The organism is Octadecabacter antarcticus 307 (genome assembly GCF_000155675.2).
GTDB lineage: Bacteria > Pseudomonadota > Alphaproteobacteria > Rhodobacterales > Rhodobacteraceae > Octadecabacter > Octadecabacter antarcticus.
The window spans coordinates 623520-643450 of sequence record NC_020911.1 but is presented as its reverse complement, the minus strand read 5'-3'; the positions used below and the strand labels follow the sequence as shown (position 1 = coordinate 643450).

17 protein-coding genes are annotated in these 19931 nt (G+C 57.5%); 11 read left to right on the top strand and 6 right to left on the bottom strand.

Annotated features, from left to right (window positions below):
* Positions 1–97: 97 nt before the first annotated feature.
* Positions 98–2866 (top strand): DUF4159 domain-containing protein, encoded by a 2769-nt coding sequence (locus tag OAN307_RS03385; RefSeq protein ID WP_015498447.1) that lies wholly within the window; start codon positions 98–100, stop codon positions 2864–2866.
* Positions 2867–2942: 76 nt separating this feature from the next.
* On the top strand, positions 2943–5015 hold the full coding sequence (locus tag OAN307_RS03380) for a membrane protein (RefSeq protein WP_015498446.1): 2073 nt from the start codon (positions 2943–2945) through the stop codon (positions 5013–5015).
* Positions 5016–5233: 218 nt separating this feature from the next.
* On the opposite strand, the gene OAN307_RS03375 is transcribed toward OAN307_RS03380, so the two are convergent.
* A complete protein-coding gene (locus tag OAN307_RS03375; RefSeq protein WP_044043127.1) occupies positions 5234–5953 on the bottom strand; it encodes a DUF599 domain-containing protein in 720 nt (239 codons plus the stop codon).
* 82 nt (positions 5954–6035) lie between these two features.
* Between OAN307_RS03375 and OAN307_RS03370 the strand changes: the two genes are divergently transcribed.
* The 6 genes from OAN307_RS03370 to OAN307_RS03345 all read left to right on the top strand — a co-directional run bounded on the left by OAN307_RS03370 (position 6036) and on the right by OAN307_RS03345 (position 11774).
* Complete coding sequence (locus OAN307_RS03370; RefSeq protein WP_015498444.1) at positions 6036–7475, top strand: FAD-linked oxidase C-terminal domain-containing protein; 1440 nt, start codon at positions 6036–6038, stop codon at positions 7473–7475.
* A 66-nt stretch (positions 7476–7541) separates the two neighbouring features.
* On the top strand, positions 7542–8648 hold the full coding sequence (locus OAN307_RS03365; RefSeq protein ID WP_044043126.1) for an FAD-binding protein: 1107 nt from the start codon (positions 7542–7544) through the stop codon (positions 8646–8648).
* Positions 8645–8968 carry a hypothetical protein gene (locus OAN307_RS03360; protein WP_015498442.1) on the top strand — a complete coding sequence of 108 codons (324 nt, stop codon included), beginning with the start codon at positions 8645–8647 and terminating at the stop codon, positions 8966–8968. Before OAN307_RS03365 ends, OAN307_RS03360 begins: the two co-directional genes overlap by 4 nt.
* Before the next feature lies 1 nt (position 8969).
* Positions 8970–10301, top strand: coding sequence for a glycolate oxidase subunit GlcF (glcF, locus tag OAN307_RS03355; RefSeq protein WP_015498441.1), 1332 nt, complete (start codon positions 8970–8972; stop codon positions 10299–10301).
* Positions 10302–10356: 55 nt separating this feature from the next.
* Positions 10357–11169 carry a trypsin-like serine peptidase gene (locus OAN307_RS03350; protein ID WP_015498440.1) on the top strand — a complete coding sequence of 271 codons (813 nt, stop codon included), beginning with the start codon at positions 10357–10359 and terminating at the stop codon, positions 11167–11169.
* A 137-nt stretch (positions 11170–11306) separates the two neighbouring features.
* Positions 11307–11774, top strand: coding sequence for an Hsp20 family protein (locus tag OAN307_RS03345; protein ID WP_015498439.1), 468 nt, complete (start codon positions 11307–11309; stop codon positions 11772–11774).
* 59 nt (positions 11775–11833) lie between these two features.
* Here OAN307_RS03345 and polA read toward each other — a convergent pair whose 3' ends face one another.
* The 3 genes from polA to OAN307_RS03335 form a co-directional block, all read right to left on the bottom strand.
* On the bottom strand, positions 11834–14620 hold the full coding sequence (polA, locus tag OAN307_RS03340; protein ID WP_015498438.1) for a DNA polymerase I: 2787 nt from the start codon (positions 14618–14620) through the stop codon (positions 11834–11836).
* Between the two features lie 143 nt (positions 14621–14763).
* The gene (locus OAN307_RS30875; protein WP_333783191.1) at positions 14764–14886 is read right to left on the bottom strand and encodes a hypothetical protein; all 123 of its coding nucleotides are present in this window, start codon (positions 14884–14886) and stop codon (positions 14764–14766) included.
* A 75-nt stretch (positions 14887–14961) separates the two neighbouring features.
* Entirely contained in the window at positions 14962–15135 is a 174-nt protein-coding gene (locus OAN307_RS03335; RefSeq protein WP_083903204.1) for a zinc-finger domain-containing protein, read from the bottom strand.
* A gap of 106 nt (positions 15136–15241) precedes the next feature.
* On the opposite strand from OAN307_RS03335, the gene OAN307_RS03330 reads away from it, so the two are divergent.
* Positions 15242–16183: an ABC transporter ATP-binding protein gene (locus tag OAN307_RS03330; RefSeq protein WP_015498436.1), complete on the top strand. Its 942-nt coding sequence runs from the start codon at positions 15242–15244 to the stop codon at positions 16181–16183.
* Between the two features lie 115 nt (positions 16184–16298).
* On the opposite strand, the gene OAN307_RS03325 is transcribed toward OAN307_RS03330, so the two are convergent.
* Together OAN307_RS03325 and OAN307_RS03320 are read right to left on the bottom strand one after the other, a co-directional pair.
* Positions 16299–16661 (bottom strand): HIT domain-containing protein, encoded by a 363-nt coding sequence (locus OAN307_RS03325; protein ID WP_015498435.1) that lies wholly within the window; start codon positions 16659–16661, stop codon positions 16299–16301.
* An 11-nt stretch (positions 16662–16672) separates the two neighbouring features.
* The gene (locus tag OAN307_RS03320) at positions 16673–18250 is read right to left on the bottom strand and encodes a DUF5928 domain-containing protein (protein WP_015498434.1); all 1578 of its coding nucleotides are present in this window, start codon (positions 18248–18250) and stop codon (positions 16673–16675) included.
* Positions 18251–18404: 154 nt separating this feature from the next.
* Here OAN307_RS03320 and OAN307_RS03315 point away from each other — a divergent pair, with 154 nt between their 5' ends.
* Positions 18405–19223, top strand: a complete 819-nt coding sequence (locus OAN307_RS03315) for a sulfotransferase family protein (RefSeq protein ID WP_015498433.1) — start codon at positions 18405–18407, stop codon at positions 19221–19223.
* Positions 19195–19917, top strand: coding sequence for a hypothetical protein (locus OAN307_RS03310; RefSeq protein ID WP_144055492.1), 723 nt, complete (start codon positions 19195–19197; stop codon positions 19915–19917). The genes OAN307_RS03315 and OAN307_RS03310 overlap by 29 nt, the downstream gene beginning before the upstream one ends.
* Positions 19918–19931: the final 14 nt, after the last annotated feature.

Sequence of the window (19931 nt, the reverse complement as noted above, 5' to 3'; positions counted from 1 at the left end):
TGTGTCTTTGTCTCATAAATATCCCGGGGGCGTGGGGGCTGGCCCCCACCCTGGTCGGATTTGCACCGCAAATTCGATATAACAAAAAGCATCAGCAATGTTAAATCTCGGCCCAATCGCGTTCGCAACACCGTGGCTGCTGCTCGGCCTGCTGATCCTGCCGATCTTGTGGCTGCTGCTGCGCGCTGTCCCGCCCGCACCGATCCGGCGCCGCTTTCCCGGTGTTGCCCTGCTGCTTGGCCTGAGTGACGACACCAGCCAAACCGACCGCACACCGTGGTGGCTTCTGCTATTGCGTCTGCTTGCCGTTGCCGCAATCATCACTGCGTTTGCGGGCCCCGTCCTCAACCCGAACGAAGAAACCTCGGGCAACGGGCCGCTGTTGATCCTTGTTGACGGCACATGGGCCGATGCGCGGGATTGGCAGCGCCGCGTCGATCGCATTGATGCAGCATTGGCCGAAGCCGCCCGCGATGGGCGCACCGCAGCGCTGGTGACACTTACCGATCTGCCACCAGGATCACCGGTCTTTCAAGATGCGCAGGCGGTTCAACAACGCCTCCCCGCACTGCAACCCCGCCCATATGCCCCGGACGCAGACGCGCTGAACGACTGGGCCGACAGCCTGATCGGACAATTCGACACCTTCTGGATATCGGACGGTCTTGACCGCGACAGCCGCGATACGCTTTTGGCCGCACTTGAACAGCGTGGCACCGTCACCGCCTTTGAATCGCCGCGCCCTGTCTTGGGTCTGCGCGCGGCACAGTTTGAGGACAGCGACGTCACCGTGACCGCCCTACGCGCCGCATCGGGGATCGAAACGGAAGCAACAATCACCGCCATCGGCCTTGATCCTGCGGGTGTCGAACGCCACCTTTCCAGCGCAATCGCGACGTTTGATGCAACCATCACGCAAGCGACCGCGACCTTTGATCTGCCACCAGAACTGCGCAACCGCGTCACACGTTTCGAAATTCTGGGCCTGCGCTCCGCGGGGGCTGTAACCCTCACCGACGATGCCTTGAAACGTCGCGAAGTGGCACTTCTCGCGGGTGCCAACTACCGGGAAAGCATAGACCTTTTGTCACCCCTACACTACCTTGAACAGGCCCTGATCCCGACGGCGGACCTGATTGATGGCACCCTGCAAGACGTGCTTCTCGCCAATCCTGACGTCATTATCCTCGCCGATGTTGCCACACTCACGGCGATTGAGGCGGACACAATGCTTGAGTGGGTCGAAAACGGTGGCCTCCTCGTTCGGTTTGCGGGCCCGCGCCTTGCCGCAAGCGATATCAGCCGGATTGACGAAGACCCGTTGATGCCGGTTCGCCTACGCATTGGGGGCCGTTCCATCGGCGGTGCCATGTCGTGGGGGGAGCCTAAAGTGCTCGCGCCATTCCCGATCAGCAGCCCGTTCTTTGGTCTGAGCATCCCCGACGATGTCGCAATCACAGCGCAGGTCATGGCGCAACCCGACCCGACATTGGCGCAGCGCGTCATCGCGCAATTGGCCGACGGCACGCCGCTGGTCACCCGCAAAACTGCCGGAACCGGATCAATCGTGCTGTTTCATGTGACGGCAAATGCCGAATGGTCGACCCTGCCGCTGTCAGGCCTGTTCGTACAAATGCTGGAACGCCTCGCGGTGTCGACCCGCCCATCCGCCCCCACCGCCGAAGACTTGATAGGAACCTCTTGGATGCCCGAAGACGTTTTGGATGCGTTTGGCGACCTAGCCCGCGCCGACACTTTACCTGGTGTCGACGGCGAAGCCCTTGCGACGGCCACACCCTCAGCACTTATGCCACCCGGACTTTACGCGGGCGAAGACCGCCGCATCGCGCTCAACGTCATTGGCCACGATGACACGCTGACAACCACAACATGGCCCGCACGCATTGCGGTCGAAGCACTTGATGTGGTGCGTGAAACGCTTCTAAAAGGCTGGCTTCTGGCGGCGGCGCTGGTCCTGCTGACCATTGATATCATTGCATCATTGGCGTTATCGGGTCGCCTGCGTGGGCCACGCGCCGCTGCCGTGGCAACCGTTCTGATCGCACTCATGATCGCGCCACAGGCCGACGCCCAAAATCCGGCGCAAGACGACAGTTTCGCCATCGCCGCAACAGCCGACGTGGTGCTGGCCTATGTTTTAACGGGAATCCCTCGCGTTGATGACATGTCGGACGCGGGGCTTTACGGCTTGTCCAACACGCTGTTCCAGCGCACGTCGATCGAACCGTCGTTTCCCGTTGGCATTGATCTTGAAACCGACGAATTGGCGTTCTTCCCGTTCATCTACTGGCCCATCACCGCCGACCAGCAGCTGCCCACACGCGAGGCCTATGCCAAACTGAACCGCTATTTGCGCTCTGGTGGGATGATCCTGTTTGACACCCGCGATGCGGACTTGGCGCGCTTTGGCTCGTCGTCCCCCGAGGGGCGTAAGTTACAGGCGATCGCACGCGGTCTCGATATTCCAGCCCTCGAGCCGATCCCGCAAGACCATGTTCTGACGCGCACGTTTTATCTATTGCAGGACTTTCCCGGCCGCCATCCCAGCCGTGACGTCTGGGTCGAAGCCGCCCCTGCTGGCGCTGAAATTTCTGATGGAATGCCATTTCGTGACCTGAACGATGGTGTGACACCGGTGGTCGTTGGCGGCAACGATTGGGCCGCTGCCTGGGCCACCGACCGCCAAGGCAACCCGCTGGTCCCCATCGGGCGCGGCATGGCTGGTGAACGTCAACGCGAAATCGCACTGCGCTTTGGTGTCAACCTGATCATGCATGTGCTGACCGGCAATTATAAGTCAGATCAGGTCCATGTGCCTGCACTGCTGGATCGGTTGGGCCAATGATTTTGTGCGAACGCTGTGGTGAAACCAGCCCCTTCGGGGATGGTATTTTAGAACCAAAGAAGCTGGGGGATGCCCCATGATCGGGACCGTCATTCTTGATCCGCTGGTGCCGCTAGTGGCGTTGTATGTGCTGGTCGCAATGGCCGCCATCGGATTGATCTTTGCAGTTTGGCGACGGCTGCTGGGTTGGGCATTGCGGACCCTCGCGGCTATTGTCATCCTCGGCGCGATCGCCAACCCGTCCTTGCAACAAGAAGACCGTGCGCAGTTGTCTGACATCGTGCTCGCTGTTGTTGATGAAAGCGCCAGCCAGCGGCTTTCGGATCGTCCAGATCAATCCGCCCAAGCGCTGGCCAATCTGCAAGCCGAGGTTGCGCGGCGTCCAAACACCGAACTGCGTGTCCTGACCTTGGGTGACGGCATTGATGATGCCGGCACCGAACTGATGACGGCGCTGTCCGAGGCGCTGTCTGAAAAACCGCAAGCGCGCGTCGCGGGCATGGTTCTGATCACCGACGGGCGCGTCCACGACCTGCCCGCTGCGCCGACAACATTGCCCGCCCCACTGCATGTGCTGCTGACAGGCCGGGCCGACGATTGGGATCGCCGCCTTGTGATCCGCAACGCGCCTGCATTTGCCATTCTGGGCGAACCCGTCACGCTGACGCTGCGGGTTGAGGATCAGGGCGCTGCACCAGACGCGGGCTTTGTAGATCTGACAATCGCAATCGACGGCGGCCCACCACTGGCGTTCCAAATCCCCGTGAATAACGACGTCGAATTGCCCATCGAACTGCCCCATGGCGGCATGAACGTGATGCAATTTTCCACCCCTGCCATGGACGGCGAACTGACAGATCGTAACAACGAAGCCGTCGTGCAAATCAACGGCGTGCGCGACCGTTTGCGGGTGCTGTTGGTGTCCGGCGAACCCCATGCAGGCGAACGCACATGGCGCAATCTACTGAAATCCGACAGTTCCGTAGATTTGGTGCATTTCACCATTCTGCGCCCACCGGAAAAACAGGACGGCGTGCCCGTAAACGAACTGTCCCTCATCGCGTTCCCGACCCGCGAACTATTCCTCGAAAAGGTCGACGAATTCGATCTAATCATCTTTGATCGCTACAAACGGCGCGGGATTTTGCCGTCGGCCTACCTTGAAAATATTGGCAACTATGTACGAAACGGCGGTGCAGTTTTGATTTCCGCTGGCCCTGATTACGCGTCAGCCGACAGCATCTACCGATCACCGCTGGGGTCGGTCTTGCCCGGTCGCCCAACTGCGCGGGTCTATGAAGAAGGCTTCACACCGATAATCACCGACATTGGCCAGCGCCACCCAGTGACGACAGGGCTTGAGGCATTTTCACCGAACCAGACCGACGATGGCACCCCCGGTTGGGGCCGTTGGTTCCGCCAGATTGAAGTCGAACCAACCGAAAATGCCACCGTGGTTATGTCCGGCATAAACGAGCAACCGCTGCTGATGCTGGAACGCGTCGGCGAAGGGCGCGTCGCACTGATGGCGTCGGATCAGACATGGCTGTGGGATCGCGGTTTTGAAGGCGGCGGACCACAATTGGAACTGCTGCGTCGTCTCGCACACTGGATGATGAAAGAACCCGAGCTTGAGGAAGAAACCCTGTGGGTTGAACCGAATGGGCTGACCATGCGCATCATCCGGCGCACGCTGGATGAAGAAACCGGCGATGTGACAATCATCCATCCCGACGGGGTGGAAACGATTTTGACCTTGGACGAAGTGACGCCAGGGCGTTATGAACTGCTCTGGGAAGCGCCCGAAGTCGGGCTTTACCGGCTGGCCGACAGGGACGTCGAAACCGTTATTGCCCTCGGCCCTGCTGCGCCGCGTGAATTTGAACAGACCATTGCAGACGGGGATTTGCTGGCAGATCTCGTGGCGTCAACCAACGGGGGCATTGTGACAATGACCGATGGCCTGCCGTCTTTGCGTGCCGTGCGCAGCGGGCGCCCCGCGTTCGGTCGCGGATGGATAGGCATCACCCCGCGCGACGCGTATCGCACCGCTGATGTCACCGTCACAGCGCTGCTGCCCGCTTGGGCCGCATTGCTACTTGCTGGGTTCTTGGTGATTGGCGCATGGCTGCGCGAGGGGCGGCGTTAGGGCAACGTCCCCGATCAGACGCTCTCATCGTTTTTACAAACGGCGGCCACCATGCGCATTATTGCTGTTGTTGTTGGTTTTTCCGGACGGAAAACCCTCTAAAGGGCGGCGATATCGGGATGCGACCGGGGCATCTGCGCTAACGGGTGATGCGGCGAACAGCAGGGGTATGAGATATTTTATGAGCATCCGGTGGCCTGTCCAGCGGTGCGGCCACGTCACAGTTTGGGGTCAGGCTGAACGGGCTTCTCGTCCATGATGATCGCCCTTGGCACGGACCAGAATTCGCGGCTCCAGACAACCCACGCCGTCACAGCGACAGCCGCCATCAATGGCACCGGCCCCGCCAGCCACGCGACAGCCCCAAGCGCGAAATACATTGACCGCAGACCGCGATTGAAATTCATCGCCGCGCGGACATTCAACTCTCCCGCCTTTGCCGCCATGGGCTGCGCCATCGGGTCATCGGGGTCATTCGGGACCGCCGCCATCATCACGCTGCAATAACCAAACACGCGGTTTGCCCAGACGAATTTCAGGAACGCATTGCTCAGCAGCACCAAAACCAGCCCCAGCTTGATCTGCCAGATCACCGCCGGGCTTGCGGTCATCGCGATATCTTCGGCCACGCCGCGCAACGGGTCCACATTGCCGATCAGCGCCAATACACCACCAGTGGCCAACAGACATGTCGACGCGAAAAACGATGTGCCTTGGCGCAGGCTTGCCATGACTTGCGCATCAAAAATGCGTGGGTCACGGCTGATCATCACCTGCATCCATTGACGACGGTATTCTGACATAACCACACTCACCGACGGGCGCTTCGCTGTCGGATGTTCAATCCACCAACTCAGCCCCAGCCAGACAGCAACCAGCACGGCGACGGCCACCCCATCAAGCCTGCCTAGGCTGCCAAATTCTGTCATAAAGTCCATACGCCGCACCCTAGCCGCAAAGATGGCGATAGACACGGGGTCAAATTGGTTATAAATACTTACCAATCAGAGGATATTGCCCATGGACATGCCATCACCAGACCTATCCATTTTATCGCGCAAAGCCGAGATTGTTGCGCGTTTGCAAAGCGTTCTACCCAAAAACGCCGTCATCCATGCCGAATCTGAGGTCCGCGCATACGAATGTGACGCCCTGTCGGCCTACAGATGCCCGCCCCTGTGCGCGGTCCTGCCCACATCAACCGAAGAAGTCGCGGCCTCCTTGCGCGTCTGTCATGAGATGGGCGTGCCCGTTGTGCCGCGCGGGTCGGGCACGTCGCTGGCAGGGGGCGCATTACCGACGGCTGATTGCGTGATCCTTGGTGTGGCGCGTCTGAACGGGGTGTTGGAAACCAACTACGATGATCGCTACATCCGCGTGCAGTCAGGGCGCACCAACCTGTCCGTGACAGGCGCTGTCGAGGCGGAGGGTTTCTTTTACGCCCCCGACCCATCCAGTCAGCTGGCCTGTGCGATTGCCGGCAATATCGCGATGAATTCCGGCGGTGCACATTGCCTGAAATATGGCGTCACCACGAACAACCTGCTGGGCGTCAAAATGGTGCTGATGGATGGCACGATCACCGAAATCGGCGGCGCACATCTGGATGCCCCGGGTCTTGATCTGCTGGGTTTGATTTGTGGATCCGAAGGTCAACTTGGCGTCGTCACCGAAGCCACGCTGCGCATCTTGCGCAAACCCGAAGGCGCGCGGCCCGTTCTTATGGCGTTTAACGACAACGAGGTGGCAGGCGCCTGCGTGGCCGACATCATCAAGGCCGGCGTGCTGCCAGTCGCGATCGAATTCATGGACCGCCTGTGCATCGAAACATCTGAGAAATACGCGCAAGCGGGCTATCCCGACTGTGAGGCTTTGTTGATCGTTGAGGTCGAAGGATCGCCCGCTGAAATCGACGAACAGTTGGCCGTGATCCTTGCCATTGCGCGCAAACACGACCCCGTTGAACTGCGCGAAGCAAAAGACGCCGACGAAGCTGCACGCATCTGGCTTGGTCGCAAATCCGCCTTTGGCGCAATTGGCCAAATCAGCGACTACATGTGTCTGGACGGGACAATCCCCGTGTCGTCCCTGCCAATGGTGCTGCGCCGGATCGGCGAGTTGAGCGCAGAATACGGGCTGCGCGTCGGCAACGTGTTTCACGCAGGCGACGGCAATATGCACCCGCTGATTTGCTATGACGCCAACAAGCCGGGTGATCTGGAACTCTGCGAAGCGATGGGCGCGGAAATCTTGAAACTCTGCGTTGATGCAGGGGGCTGTCTGACAGGCGAACACGGCGTCGGCATCGAAAAGCGCGACCTGATGACCCACCAATTCGCGCCGCAAGACCTCGAAATTCAAATGGCCGTAAAGGACGTGTTTGATCCAACATGGCTGCTAAACCCTGCCAAGGTGTTCCCGCTGAACGCCAGCCAATCGCGGCGCATTGCGGCAGAGTAATAAGCGGCGCTGCCATCGGCCTTCGGCCTCCCACGGGATATTTATGAGACAAAGACAATTATGACTATGACACCACAGACCGAACAAGACCTCGCCGAAGCGATTGCCAGCGCCAAAAGCCCGCTGCGCATCATCGGCGGTGGCACGCGCGACATTGGCAATCCAGTTGTTGGCGAAGCGCTCAGCACTTCTGCGCTGACGGGCATCACGCTGTATGAGCCCGGAGCGCTGACAATCGTCGCACAAGCTGGCACCCCCGTGGCTGAGATTGAGGCGGCTTTGGACACCGAAAACCAGCGCCTTGCATTTGAACCGACGGACCATCGCAGGTTGCTTGGCACCAGTGGCACGCCCACAATCGGCGGCGTTGTTGCCACCAACGCCAGTGGATCACGTCGTATCGCCGTGGGGGCCTGTCGCGATCATCTGCTTGGTGTGCGGTTCGTGGATGGCGTGGGCACAACCCTCAAGAACGGGGGCCGTGTTATGAAGAACGTCACCGGCTACGATTTGGTCAAACTGCTGGCGGGGTCTTATGGCACGTTAGGTGTGCTGTCCGAAGTGTCGCTGAAGGTGCTGCCAAAGCCGGAAACCAGCGCAACGCTGAAACTTCACGGCCTGACGGACACCCAAGCAGTTGACGCACTGTCAATTGCCCTCGGCTCCCCTTTTGAGGTCACGGGTGCCGCCCGCAGTGACGACACCCTCATTCGCATCGAAGGGTTTGCGGCGTCGGTCGCCTACCGATTGGCGCAATTGCAATCGCTGCTTGGTGGCTTTGGCGATATGACGGCGGTCACGGACACGCAGGCATCGCAGGCGATCTGGACCGACATCACCAACGTCGCAGCCTTCGCACCCACAAGCGGCGACATTTGGCGCATTTCTACTAAGCCGAGCGACGCGCCCGCCACAATCGCCGCCCTCCCTGCAGGAACTGAAACCATGATGGACTGGGGTGGCGGGCTGATCTGGGCGCAAACACCGGCGGGAACTGATCTGCGCGCGACACTGTCCGCGACTGGTCACGCGACCCTGATCCTCGCAGACCCGAAAACCCGCGCCAATCTGTGCGCGTTTCAACCCGAAAACCCAACAATAAAAACCCTATCCCAAGGGATACGCACAAAATTTGACCCGCGTGGTATCCTAAATCCGGGGCTGATGGGATGACCAGCAACACGAGCTTTGTCTTCGTCATTCTGCCCTGCATTGCTGCCGTGACTGCGGGCCTGTTTCTGTTTGATTGGCGTCTTGCCGCTGCGACGGCCTGCGGCGCAATCGGGCTGTTATTTATCGCACCTCTGATGCCTAACGCGGTCCGCCTGTTCGGGTCGTCGATTATTTCAGGGGTTGCGGTAGGCTCACTTGCTTTGGTTGTTGTGCTGTTGATCCGGCCAACAACGGCAATATGGACACGGATGACCATCGCGATGCTCGCCGCATTTAGTGTGCACTACCTTCACCTCATCTTGACCGTTGGGAGCGTCTGATATGCAAACCACCTTCACCGAAGACCAGTTGCGCGATCCCGCAACAAAAATGTCGAATGACATTCTGCGCACCTGCGTGCATTGCGGGTTTTGCACCGCCACCTGCCCGACCTATCAGATTTTGGGCGATGAACTCGACAGCCCGCGCGGGCGTATTTACCTGATCAAAGACATGCTCGAAAACGAACGTGTTCCAGATGAAAAAACCGTCAAACACATTGACCGTTGCCTTTCGTGTCTGGCCTGCATGACCACGTGCCCGTCCGGTGTGCATTACATGCACCTTGTGGATCACGCGCGTGAATATATTGAAAACACTTACAAACGCCCCTTATCCGACCGCGTGTTGCGTTGGGTTCTGGCGAAAATCCTGCCCTACCCGATGCGATTCCGCGTGGCGCTTCTGGGTGCCAAGATCGGGCGGCCCTTTGCACGACTGATCCCCGACGCACGCCTGCGGGCGATGCTGGAAATGGCCCCAAAAACCATTCCGCCGGTGTCGCGCAACGATGATCCGCAGACCTTTCCGGCGCAAAACAAAACAATGCGCGTCGCGCTGATGACGGGCTGTGCGCAAAAGGCGCTGAACACTGATATCAACGATGCGACGATCCGCCTGCTGACCCGTTTGGGCGCTGAGGTTGTCGTGGCTGAAGGCGCGGGCTGCTGTGGTGCGCTAACCCATCACATGGGCAAGACATCCGAGTCCCACGCAACGGCGGCCAAAAACATCCGCGCCTGGAGCGTTGAGATGAAGACCGGCGGGCTTGATGCCATCGTCATCAACACATCCGGCTGCGGCACGACGATCAAGGACTACGGCCATATGTTCCGCGAAACCGATCTGGCTGAAGATGCGGCGGCAGTGGCAGGCATCGCCATGGACGTGTCCGAAATTCTGATGAAACTCGACCTGCCCGAAGGCGGTGCGCAAAATATCGGGCCCGACCTGACCGTCGCCTACCACGCGGCCTGTTCCCTGCAACACGGCCAGCAGATTAAAACTTTTCCAAAAGACCTGCTGAAAAAAGCGGGCTTCAAAGTGGCCGAACCCGCCGACAGCCATCTGTGTTGCGGGTCCGCGGGCACCTACAACCTGATGCAGCCTGAGATTTCCAAACAGCTGAAAACCCTCAAGGTTCAAACCCTTGAGGCCGTCAAACCTGACATAATTGCTGCCGGAAACATCGGTTGTATGATGCAGATCGGTGGCGGTACGGACATTCCGATTGTTCACACCGTTGAATTGCTGGATTGGGCGACAGGGGGCCCGAAACCGCCCGCCCTCACGGCGCCTGGCAAACGGGCACCACAGGTCCCGATTCTGCGCTAGCGTCACATTTCTGCCCCACAGGGTTGGTAGATGTTTGGAAACAATCGGGTGGACCATGCGCGTTTCCTTTATTTCATTGGTCTTTTTGGCCCTGACGTCCCTGTCGGCGCAGGCCCAGACCAGCGCCCTACAGCTGCTGGAAACCGGAAATGATGCCCGCGGCTGGGAGGCTGTGGGCCGCTTAGACATCGAAGGCAAAGGCTTTTGTACGGGTGCATTGATCGCCCCTGATCTGGTCCTCACCGCCGCCCACTGCATGTATGATAGGGCCGACGGCGCAGCCATTGATCCATCGCGCATCCAGTTTCTCGCGGGTTTGCGCGGGGGCCGTCCAGAAGCGTCGCGCGATGTGCGTAGCGCCGCCGTCCACCCGTCCTACGCACATACCGGCGAAGCAACCACCGATCAGGTCCGCTTTGATGTGGCACTGCTAAAACTCGCACACCCAATCCGGTCCAGCCACGTGCAACCGTTTGCGGTGTCAACATCCCTCCACAGTGGCACAGAAATCACCATGGTGTCCTACGCACAAGACCGCGCAGACGCGCCATCACTGCAAGAAATCTGCAACGTGTTGGGCCAACAAGACGGCGTCCTGATCATGGATTGTGACGTTGATTTTGGCGCGTCCGGTGCACCAATATTCCGGACTGAAAACGGCGTGCCGCGCTTGGTCTCGGTGGTGTCGGGCATGGCAGAAATTGATGGCGAGAAGGTCGCACTTGGCATGGACCTTGCGGAACCGATCGCCATTTTACGATTGGCGCTGGAACAGGGGCGCGGGTTGTTTTCAACCCCGCCTACAACCGCGCGGGTGATCCGCCATAGCGAACGCGCTGACACAGGCGCGCGGTTCGTGCGCCCATAGTTAGCCGTTTGGTAGGTCTTGAAACCTACGCAAAGCCCCCCAAATAATCTGTATAGGGATGCCAAACTTGGGTCCTGAACCATCCGCCTTGCCCGTTCGGGAAGGCACACACTTATCGCTTTGAAAAGGATAACCCCATGCGAACTTTGAATCTAGCACCACTGCACCGCGCAACCGTTGGTTTCGACCAGATCACCGATATGATGGACCGCATCATGTCAAATGATACCAACAACCAAACCTACCCCCCATATAACATTGAAAAAACCGCTGATGACAGTTGGCGCATTTCCATCGCTGTGGCTGGTTTTTCAGACGAAGACCTAAACGTCGAAGTCAAAGAAAACGCGCTGCATGTCACCGCAAACAGGTCCGAGGACGACACAGAGCGGAATTATGTCCATCGCGGCATCGCCACCCGCGCGTTCAACCGCCGGTTCCATTTGGCCGACCACGTCAAGATCACTGGCGCATCCCATGAAAACGGCATGCTGCACATTGATCTGATCCGCGAAGTGCCAGAGGCGTTGAAACCCCGCCGAATAGAAATTGCCAAAACAGCATCCAAAGAAACGGATGTGATCGAGGCTGAAAAAGCAACCTAAACCCTACGAACACGCGAAGGAACGGACGCGCTGCCCCCCTCAGTGTGTCCGTTTTGCGTTTAATGCGCCTCCGCCCACGTCGCGCCGATGCCAGCATCCACAACCAGTGGCACATCGAATTTGACCACCGGATTGGCCGCGTTTTCCATGACGTCGCGGGCAGCAGCAATCAAATCTTCGGCCGCATCCTTGTCCACCTCGAACACCAATTCATCGTGGACCTGCAACAGCATCTTGGCGGGCAAATGCGCGATTGCGTCGTCCATCCGGATCATCGCGCGCCGGATCACATCTGCCGCCGTGCCTTGGATTGGCGCATTGATCGCCGCGCGTTTGGCAAATCCCGCACCTGGCCCTTTGGCATTGATCTCAGGCGTGTGAATTTTACGGCCAAACAGCGTCTCGACGCGATTGTGTTCTTTCGCGAATGCCACCGTGTCGTCCATGTAGGTTCTGATTCCGGGGAAGCGTTCGAAATAGCGGTCGATGAACCCCTGCGCCTCAGCGCGTGGAATCCGCAGGTTGCGCGCCAAACCAAAGCCTGAAATCCCGTAAATCACGCCAAAGTTAATCGCCTTGGCCTGTCGGCGCACGTCTGGCGTCATCTCATCCAGTGGCACATTGAACATCTCGCTCGCAGTCATCGCGTGGATGTCGTGGCCATCGCGAAATGCCTGTTTCAGTGCATCGATATTGGCGACGTGTGCCAAAATCCGCAGCTCAATCTGGCTATAGTCCAGCGCCACCAGAACCTTGCCCTCGTCGGCAATAAACGCCTCACGGATTTTGCGCCCCTCGTCGGTGCGGATCGGGATATTTTGCAGGTTCGGATCGGTGGATGACAGCCGTCCCGTGTTCGCCCCCGTGATAGAATACGACGTATGCACACGCCCCGTTTCAGCGTTAATGTGGGTTTGCAGCGCGTCCGTATAGGTCGATTTCAACTTCGACAGCTGCCGCCAATCCAGGACGCGACCCGGTAAATCATGTTCCGTCGCGAGGTCTTCAAGAACATCAGCCCCCGTCGCGTATTTGCCGTTCTTACCTTTCTTGCCGCCCTCAAGGCCCATCTGGTCAAACAGGATTTCACCGACCTGCGCGGGCGATCCGACGTTGAATTTACCCCCCGCGAGTTCGTACAATTCGTCCTCAAGCCCTGCCATCTTTTGCGCAAACGCATTGGACATCCTGCTTAACGTGTCACGATCCACCTTGATCCCATGCATTTCCATCTTTGCCAGCACAGGCACCAACGGGCGTTCCATGGTTTCATAGACCGACGTCACCTGTTTGCGGTGCAATTGCGGCTTGAAAACCTCCCAAAGGCGTAGCGTGATATCTGCGTCTTCGGCGGCATATCGCACTGCGTCTTCGACGGGCACACGATTAAACGTTTTGGCCGACTTTCCCGCCCCCAACAGCGGTTTAATCGGGATCGGCGTGTGGCCCAGATACTGTTCTGACAGCACGTCCATACCGTGACGATGCAGCCCAGCGTTCATCGCATAAGACATCAACATCGTGTCATCAATCGGGTCCACGTCGATGCCGACACGCTTAAAAATCTTGGCGTCGTATTTCATATTCTGGCCGATTTTCAGGATGCTGTCGTCTTCCAGCATCGGCTTGAGAATCGCCAAACATTCCTCGAAATCCATCTGCCCTTCGGCCAAGGCATCATCACCAAACAGATCGTCGGCGGCGCCACTTTTATGGGTCAGCGGGATATAGCAGGCCTCCCCAGCCGTCACGCATAACGACACGCCAACCAGCTCTGCGCGCATTTCGTTTAGCGACGTCGTTTCGGTATCCACGGCGACATAGCCACGCGCATAAATCTGATCAATCCAGACCTGCAATGCGGCAGCGTCTTTGACCCATTCGTATTTCTCAGCGTCAAACGCGGGCTGTTCAGGCGCATCGGCTGCCACAGCCACGTCAGCCACCGCTGGCGCCGCAACCCCCAGCTTGTCCGAAATTCGCTTCGTCATCGTGCGGAATTCCATCTGGCTTAGAAATTCCAACAGCACGTCAGGCTCGGGATCGCGCACCTCAAGATCGTCCAGCGTGAATGGCAGGTCCATCTTGTCATCCAGCGTCACCAGCCGTTTTGACAATTCAATCTGCGCGCGGTGGTCGATCAACGTCTGGCGGCGTTTCGGCTGCGTAATTTCACCGGCGCGGTCCAGCAATGTTTCCAGATCGCCGTATTCGTTGATCAGCAACGCGGCGGTCTTAATCCCGATTCCCGGCGCACCTGGCACGTTGTCTGCGGTATCCCCCGCAAGCGCCTGCACATCAATCACACGGTTTGGGCCAACGCCGAACTTCTCCTCAACGTCCTCAACATCAATGATCTTGTTGCCCTTCATCGCGTCCATCATCACGACGCCCCCCCCAACGAGCTGCATCATATCTTTGTCACTGGAAATGATCGTGCAACGACCGCCAGCATCGCGTGCCTGTACGGCAAGCGTGGCAATGATGTCGTCCGCCTCAAAACCCTCGATCTCCTCACAGGCGATATTGAACGCCTTTGTCGCATCGCGGGTCAGCGGCATCTGCGGGCGCAAATCTTCGGGCATAGCTTCGCGGTTGGCTTTGTATTGGTCATACATGTCATTGCGAAACGTATGGCTCCCTTTGTCGAAAATCACCGCCACATGGGTCACATCGCCACCGACATTGCCCTCAACATAGCGCTGCAACATGTTGCAAAACCCCGACACCGCGCCCACAGGCAGTCCATCGGATTTGCGCGTCAGGGGCGGCAACGCATGATACGCGCGAAAAATAAACGCCGACCCGTCGATCAGATGTAGGTGACAGCCTTTGCCAAATGCCATGTGCAGAACCCCTTTTTGCAGCCCCGCCAGATGTGACACGAACCGCAGCCACGTTCCAGCCGCAAGCGAACCCTAGTCGCACGTAATCCGCGCAGATAAATATCGGTCCGATTTCCGAATAGGGCTGCTTCGTCGCAAACGGCTTATGCGCCAAAAATTAAATAGGCGGCACCTTTGGGGATTTGTCGCAAAAAACGGCGGCACGGGTTTTCACCGCCCTGTCGCAACATGTCGGTGTCTCGCATCGTCATTCCTAGATATTTCATTGGTCGGGTCCTTATGGTTTGGACCCCAGGAAAATCATACCGCACCACGCCGCGGCGATCCAAAAGCTGCGCAAATTAGCCGTCGACAGTAGACTCATGCACAAATTTGCAATCGCAATACTTACATTCAACCCAGCCTGTGTCTTTGGCAATTTGCAGCCAAACCCGGGGATGGCCGAGCGCGCCTCCACCGTCACAGGCAACCCGCCACTCATTCACGATCTTGGTTTCTGGGGCGCCAGTCGTCACAGGTGGTGTCATGTAATTGCCTCTGGGCTGGGGGCACGCTAGGTGCGGATGTAACGGGGTGCACAATAGCGATCCCAGCGCAGCGAACAAGTCAGGAAAATTGCAGATGCCAAGGACCGAAAACCATGCGAATGCATTGGAAATCACCGGCCTGCGCAAAACCTACGCGGCCAGCAAACGCAGCCCCGCCAAAGACGCCCTGCTTGGCGTCGATCTGGCGGTACCGCGCGGCTCGATTTTCGGTCTTTTGGGGCCGAACGGCGCGGGCAAATCCACTCTGATCAACATCCTCGCGGGGCTCGTGACCAAAACCAGCGGTTCAGTGCGCATTTGGGGGTTCGATCAGGACGAAAACCCGCGCCAATCGCGTGCATCCATTGGCATCATGCCGCAGGAACCGAATCTTGACCCATTCTTTTCTCCGCGCGGGTCGCTGGACGTGCAAGCAGGGCTTTACGGCGTGCCAAAATCGCAACGCCGCACCGAAGAACTGCTGGAACTCACCGGCCTCACCGACAAAGCGGAAGCCTACGCACGATCGCTGTCTGGGGGGATGCGTCGCCGCCTGCTTTTGGGCAAAGCGCTGGTTCATTCGCCGCAAATCCTGGTGCTTGATGAACCCACGGCTGGCGTCGACATCGAATTGCGCAACATGCTGTGGCAACACATCCGCCGCCTAAACGACGAAGGCATGACAATCATTCTGACAACCCACTACCTCGAAGAGGCCGAACAGATGTGCGACCAGATCGCCATCATCAACCACGGTGCGGTTGTTGCCAATGACACAACAGCAAACCTGCTTGGCCAGCTCGACGCCAAAACCATCGTGATTACACCGGATACCCCCGCCGACCTGCCCGACCTTCCAGCCGAAATCGAAGGCCAGAAACGCACCAACGGCACGCTCGCGTTTACCTACAAAACATCGCAAACCCGCGCCGATCAAGTCTTGTCTTTGATCCATAACGCAGGAATCACCATCAAAGACGTGCGCACCGAAGACCCCGACCTAGAAGACGTGTTCCTGAACCTGACCCGCAGCTAACACGGCCCGCATAAAGCGCACCTTACCGCTTCTTTGGTTCTAAAATACCACGGGAGATCTGGAGGGCTGGCCCTCCAGCAGATCGGATTTGGCATCGCCAAATTCGAAACAAGCCTCAATTTGCCAACATCGGCCCAAGGTTGCGTCCCGCAAGAATGTGCAGGTGGTAATGCGGCACATCTTGTACGCCATCCTCGCGGGCGTTGGCCACGGCCCTGAAACCTGCATCGACACCCTCAAGGCGGCACACTTCGGCCACCGCTTTCATGAACCCGACCTGTTCATCGCCCGATCCATCGCGCGCAAAATGATCAAGGCTCATGTACGGCCCTTTGGGGATCACCAGGACATGCACGGGCGCCTGCGCGTTGATGTCGCGAAACGCCAGCGCATGTTCATTTTCAAACACCGTCTGGTTCGGAATCTCGCCGCGCAGGATTTTGGCGAAAATGTTCTGGTCATCATACACGAATTCCATCGAAAACCTCGTTAGTCAGCAAACAAATTGGGGGTCCGGGAAATCCCGCGTGCAACATCTTCAGACACGCTGAGAAATTCGGCGATCGGCCGCACGTTTTCGTCCGGGCTTGCCAATTCGCGCACACGCAGATGGTTGATAAAGCCCGCATCGCGAATACGGTCGCTTTCATAGGCCACATCATATCGGATCGTCGGCAAAAGCTGCTGCATTGTCTCGTCCGTGGTGAGTTCACCCGCCAATCCAGCCCGTTTGGCATGGCCGATCAAGAAGTCATCGGTGAAATCACATTCCAGTTCCAAAAGCCGCGTCGTCGATCGAGCCAAAAAGAAATCCTGCATCAGATCAAGGTTGGCGGTGTCCAGACAAATGATCATCCGGTCCGTTTCATAGTAGTCAAACAACATTCGCATTAATGCGCGACGGTGGCGTGTGCGCTTTTCCAACGTCGATTGGATGCCGCCCAAATTGGGCAGGTCGGTGTCTTCTTCGTTAAACAGATAATCTATCGCCGGAATGTTGAGATGGTGTTTGATCGACCCGACAAGCCGCTTGGCGACATGCCATTTTTTACAGACAATAATCAGCAATTCACACTCGCGTCCCAACGTTGCTTCTTTCTCCCAGAACCGCGGCGCGAATCGGCTCCCGATGCGGCCACGTCCGGTCAGGAACCCGAACAGTTTTTGCCCCTCATCCGAGATTTTGAAATCATCGCGACCGGACGCGTACAACAAACCCAACCTATCCTTTAGCTCTGCGGCCTCGGGCGAGATTTTGCGCGCGAACAGAAAATCCTGGCTCAGAAGCAAATTGTAGTGGTCATTGTAAAACGTCACCGGCATCCCATAGTCCGTGAACATCAAGAACGTCAGCGTTCGATTGCGAATCTCCGGTTCCGGCACCAGATGGCGCACCAGAGTCTGGAAAAACGTCTCATCGGGAATCCAGGTGGTGCTGAAGAACTTCATCACGTCGGGGCGGGACTTTGTCATGTCCAAGATCCACTCGATCGTGCGGCGGCGCAGGCACCACCACTGCGACCCGATCATGATTTGCAGATCCGCAGGAATTTCGCGTTCCAGCCCCAGCTTTCGCTGCATCCACCATGAATTGTAGAACAATTTTTTGTTTTTGCGCTCGTTAAAGAAGTGGCGGTAAATCAGCCGTTCTTCTCTCATGCCAGTCTTGATCCAGTCGCTCTCGAAGAAATCAAAGCTTTCGATGTAATCGCAATCATCCCCGTCTAGCAACGCCTTGGCGTGGTGCGCGGATTTGATGGCCATGCAATCGCCCGACACCATATAAAAATGCGTGGCCTGCGGGAACGCATCAACCGCAGCCTCGACCGCGTGCAACATCGCCCGCACCAAAGACCATTCACCCCACCCGCATTTTATCCGCTTTTTAGCGAATACAATGTTTGGATTGCTGCCCAAAGCGTCATAAATAAAGGCAAATGCCTCCTTCGGAGAGCTGGCATCAAAATGGATCGCGATGTAGTCACCCACCGCCGTCAGTTGTTGTGCCTGCTGCACGATGGCCTCAGGGTCTTTATGACACAGCAAGATGAAGGCGATGTCTGCCATTTTGGAAACAGTATTCCCCTATGGGCCGAATTGTGTTCGGTTATGTTTTTCTTGTGTAAACGTGAAGACGCATTGAATAAACAAGAATTATTTGCTTTTTTACGCAAAAGCTTTGCTGACGTAATCAGCAACGCGCGATAATAAGGACGAGCACATGGGTTTCCCCGGCATTTGGATGACCGAAACTGAAAGCGTGGTGTACCGCGTGGTGCCCAAATGCGCCTGTTCAACCATCGGCCAGATCATGTATTATTCCGATCACGGCAAATTTTTCGATGGCGACATCCATGACGCGCAAGGCGGCATGCACAAATGGGCGATGGAAGACAGCCAGCCGTTTATCACTGCGAACGTCAAGAACCATACCAGTTATACGTTTACCTGCGTGCGCAATCCCTACACCCGCATCCTGTCATCGTTCTTTGACAAAATTTGCGGCATCCAGCGAAACGGCAAACGCTACCGCGGCAATCTTGTACCATTGTTGATCCAAAAATACGGGATTGAGGTTGGATCGCCCGACGACCGGTTCGAATTCGACCAGATCAAATCATTCCGCCGATTCTTGTTGTTTGCGCGCGACACAATCAAATACCGCCGCCCCATGGACCCCGACATCCACTGGTCCGCCGTGTCCGGCCATATCAGCACGTTCATCATCAACGGTGGGCGCTACGACAAAATTCTTTGGACGGAACAATTCAATGACGGCATGCAGGACGTCCTCAACGGGATAAAAACACCAAATCCCATCGATCTGTCGACAATCCCCCGCTTCAACGAATCAGAAGGCCACGGCCCAAAACGTGCCCATCCGGTTGAAGACTACTTTGACGAGCTTTCGATGCACATGATGTATGAAATCTACAAGAAAGACTTCGATCTGTTCAAGTACGACTTTGAAAACCCTGGAAACAAGATGCCAACCGGCGACATTGATCTAGATGAAGTCCATGCAAAACTGGGCGTCTAAATTCGCAATTGCCTTAGCATTGGCGGCCACCCAAGCAGCCGCCACACCGCCGCAGGTCATAACGGTCAAAGACGCGCTTTTTGCGCGGACCGACGACACGTTATTTCTGCTGCGCACAGTGCAAGACAACCATGGCATGCATTCGATCCAACAAACGGACACGCTTGTGGTGTCTCGGTCCTTGATTGGTGGTGACGATCGTGGCTTTCAGATCGTGGCCCGCGTGATTGACCATGGGACCTTCACTGAACCGCGCGTCGAATTGTTACCTGTCGCCGCTCCAATAAATCCCCACGCGCTGTTTGCTGATTTCGGTGCTTGGCCAATTGCCAGCTATGCGCCCCGCACCGACACCTATACCACATTCACGCAGGACGGGCTGACGCTGGACTTCTACGGCAAGATCTACTCCCTCTCCTTAAACGACATCACGCTGCGCATGGAAAATACGCTGCAAGCCACCCGCGCAGCTGCCCCCATGCGGCGGGTTGGCACCGCCCTCTCCGGGCCTGACGAATTTGATCCGGCTTTGTTCGATTTGCTGCGCGACTGCGCCGTCACAGAGACACAACTTCTATATGATCTCGACGAAGATCCCGCGCTGGCACAGTTGACCTGTGGGGTCGACAACGACACACGGTCCGTGACCCTTTGGTTTGTCGTGCCCCGCGTCGCGCCAGAAGTCGCGCAATAACTGGTCAAACTGTT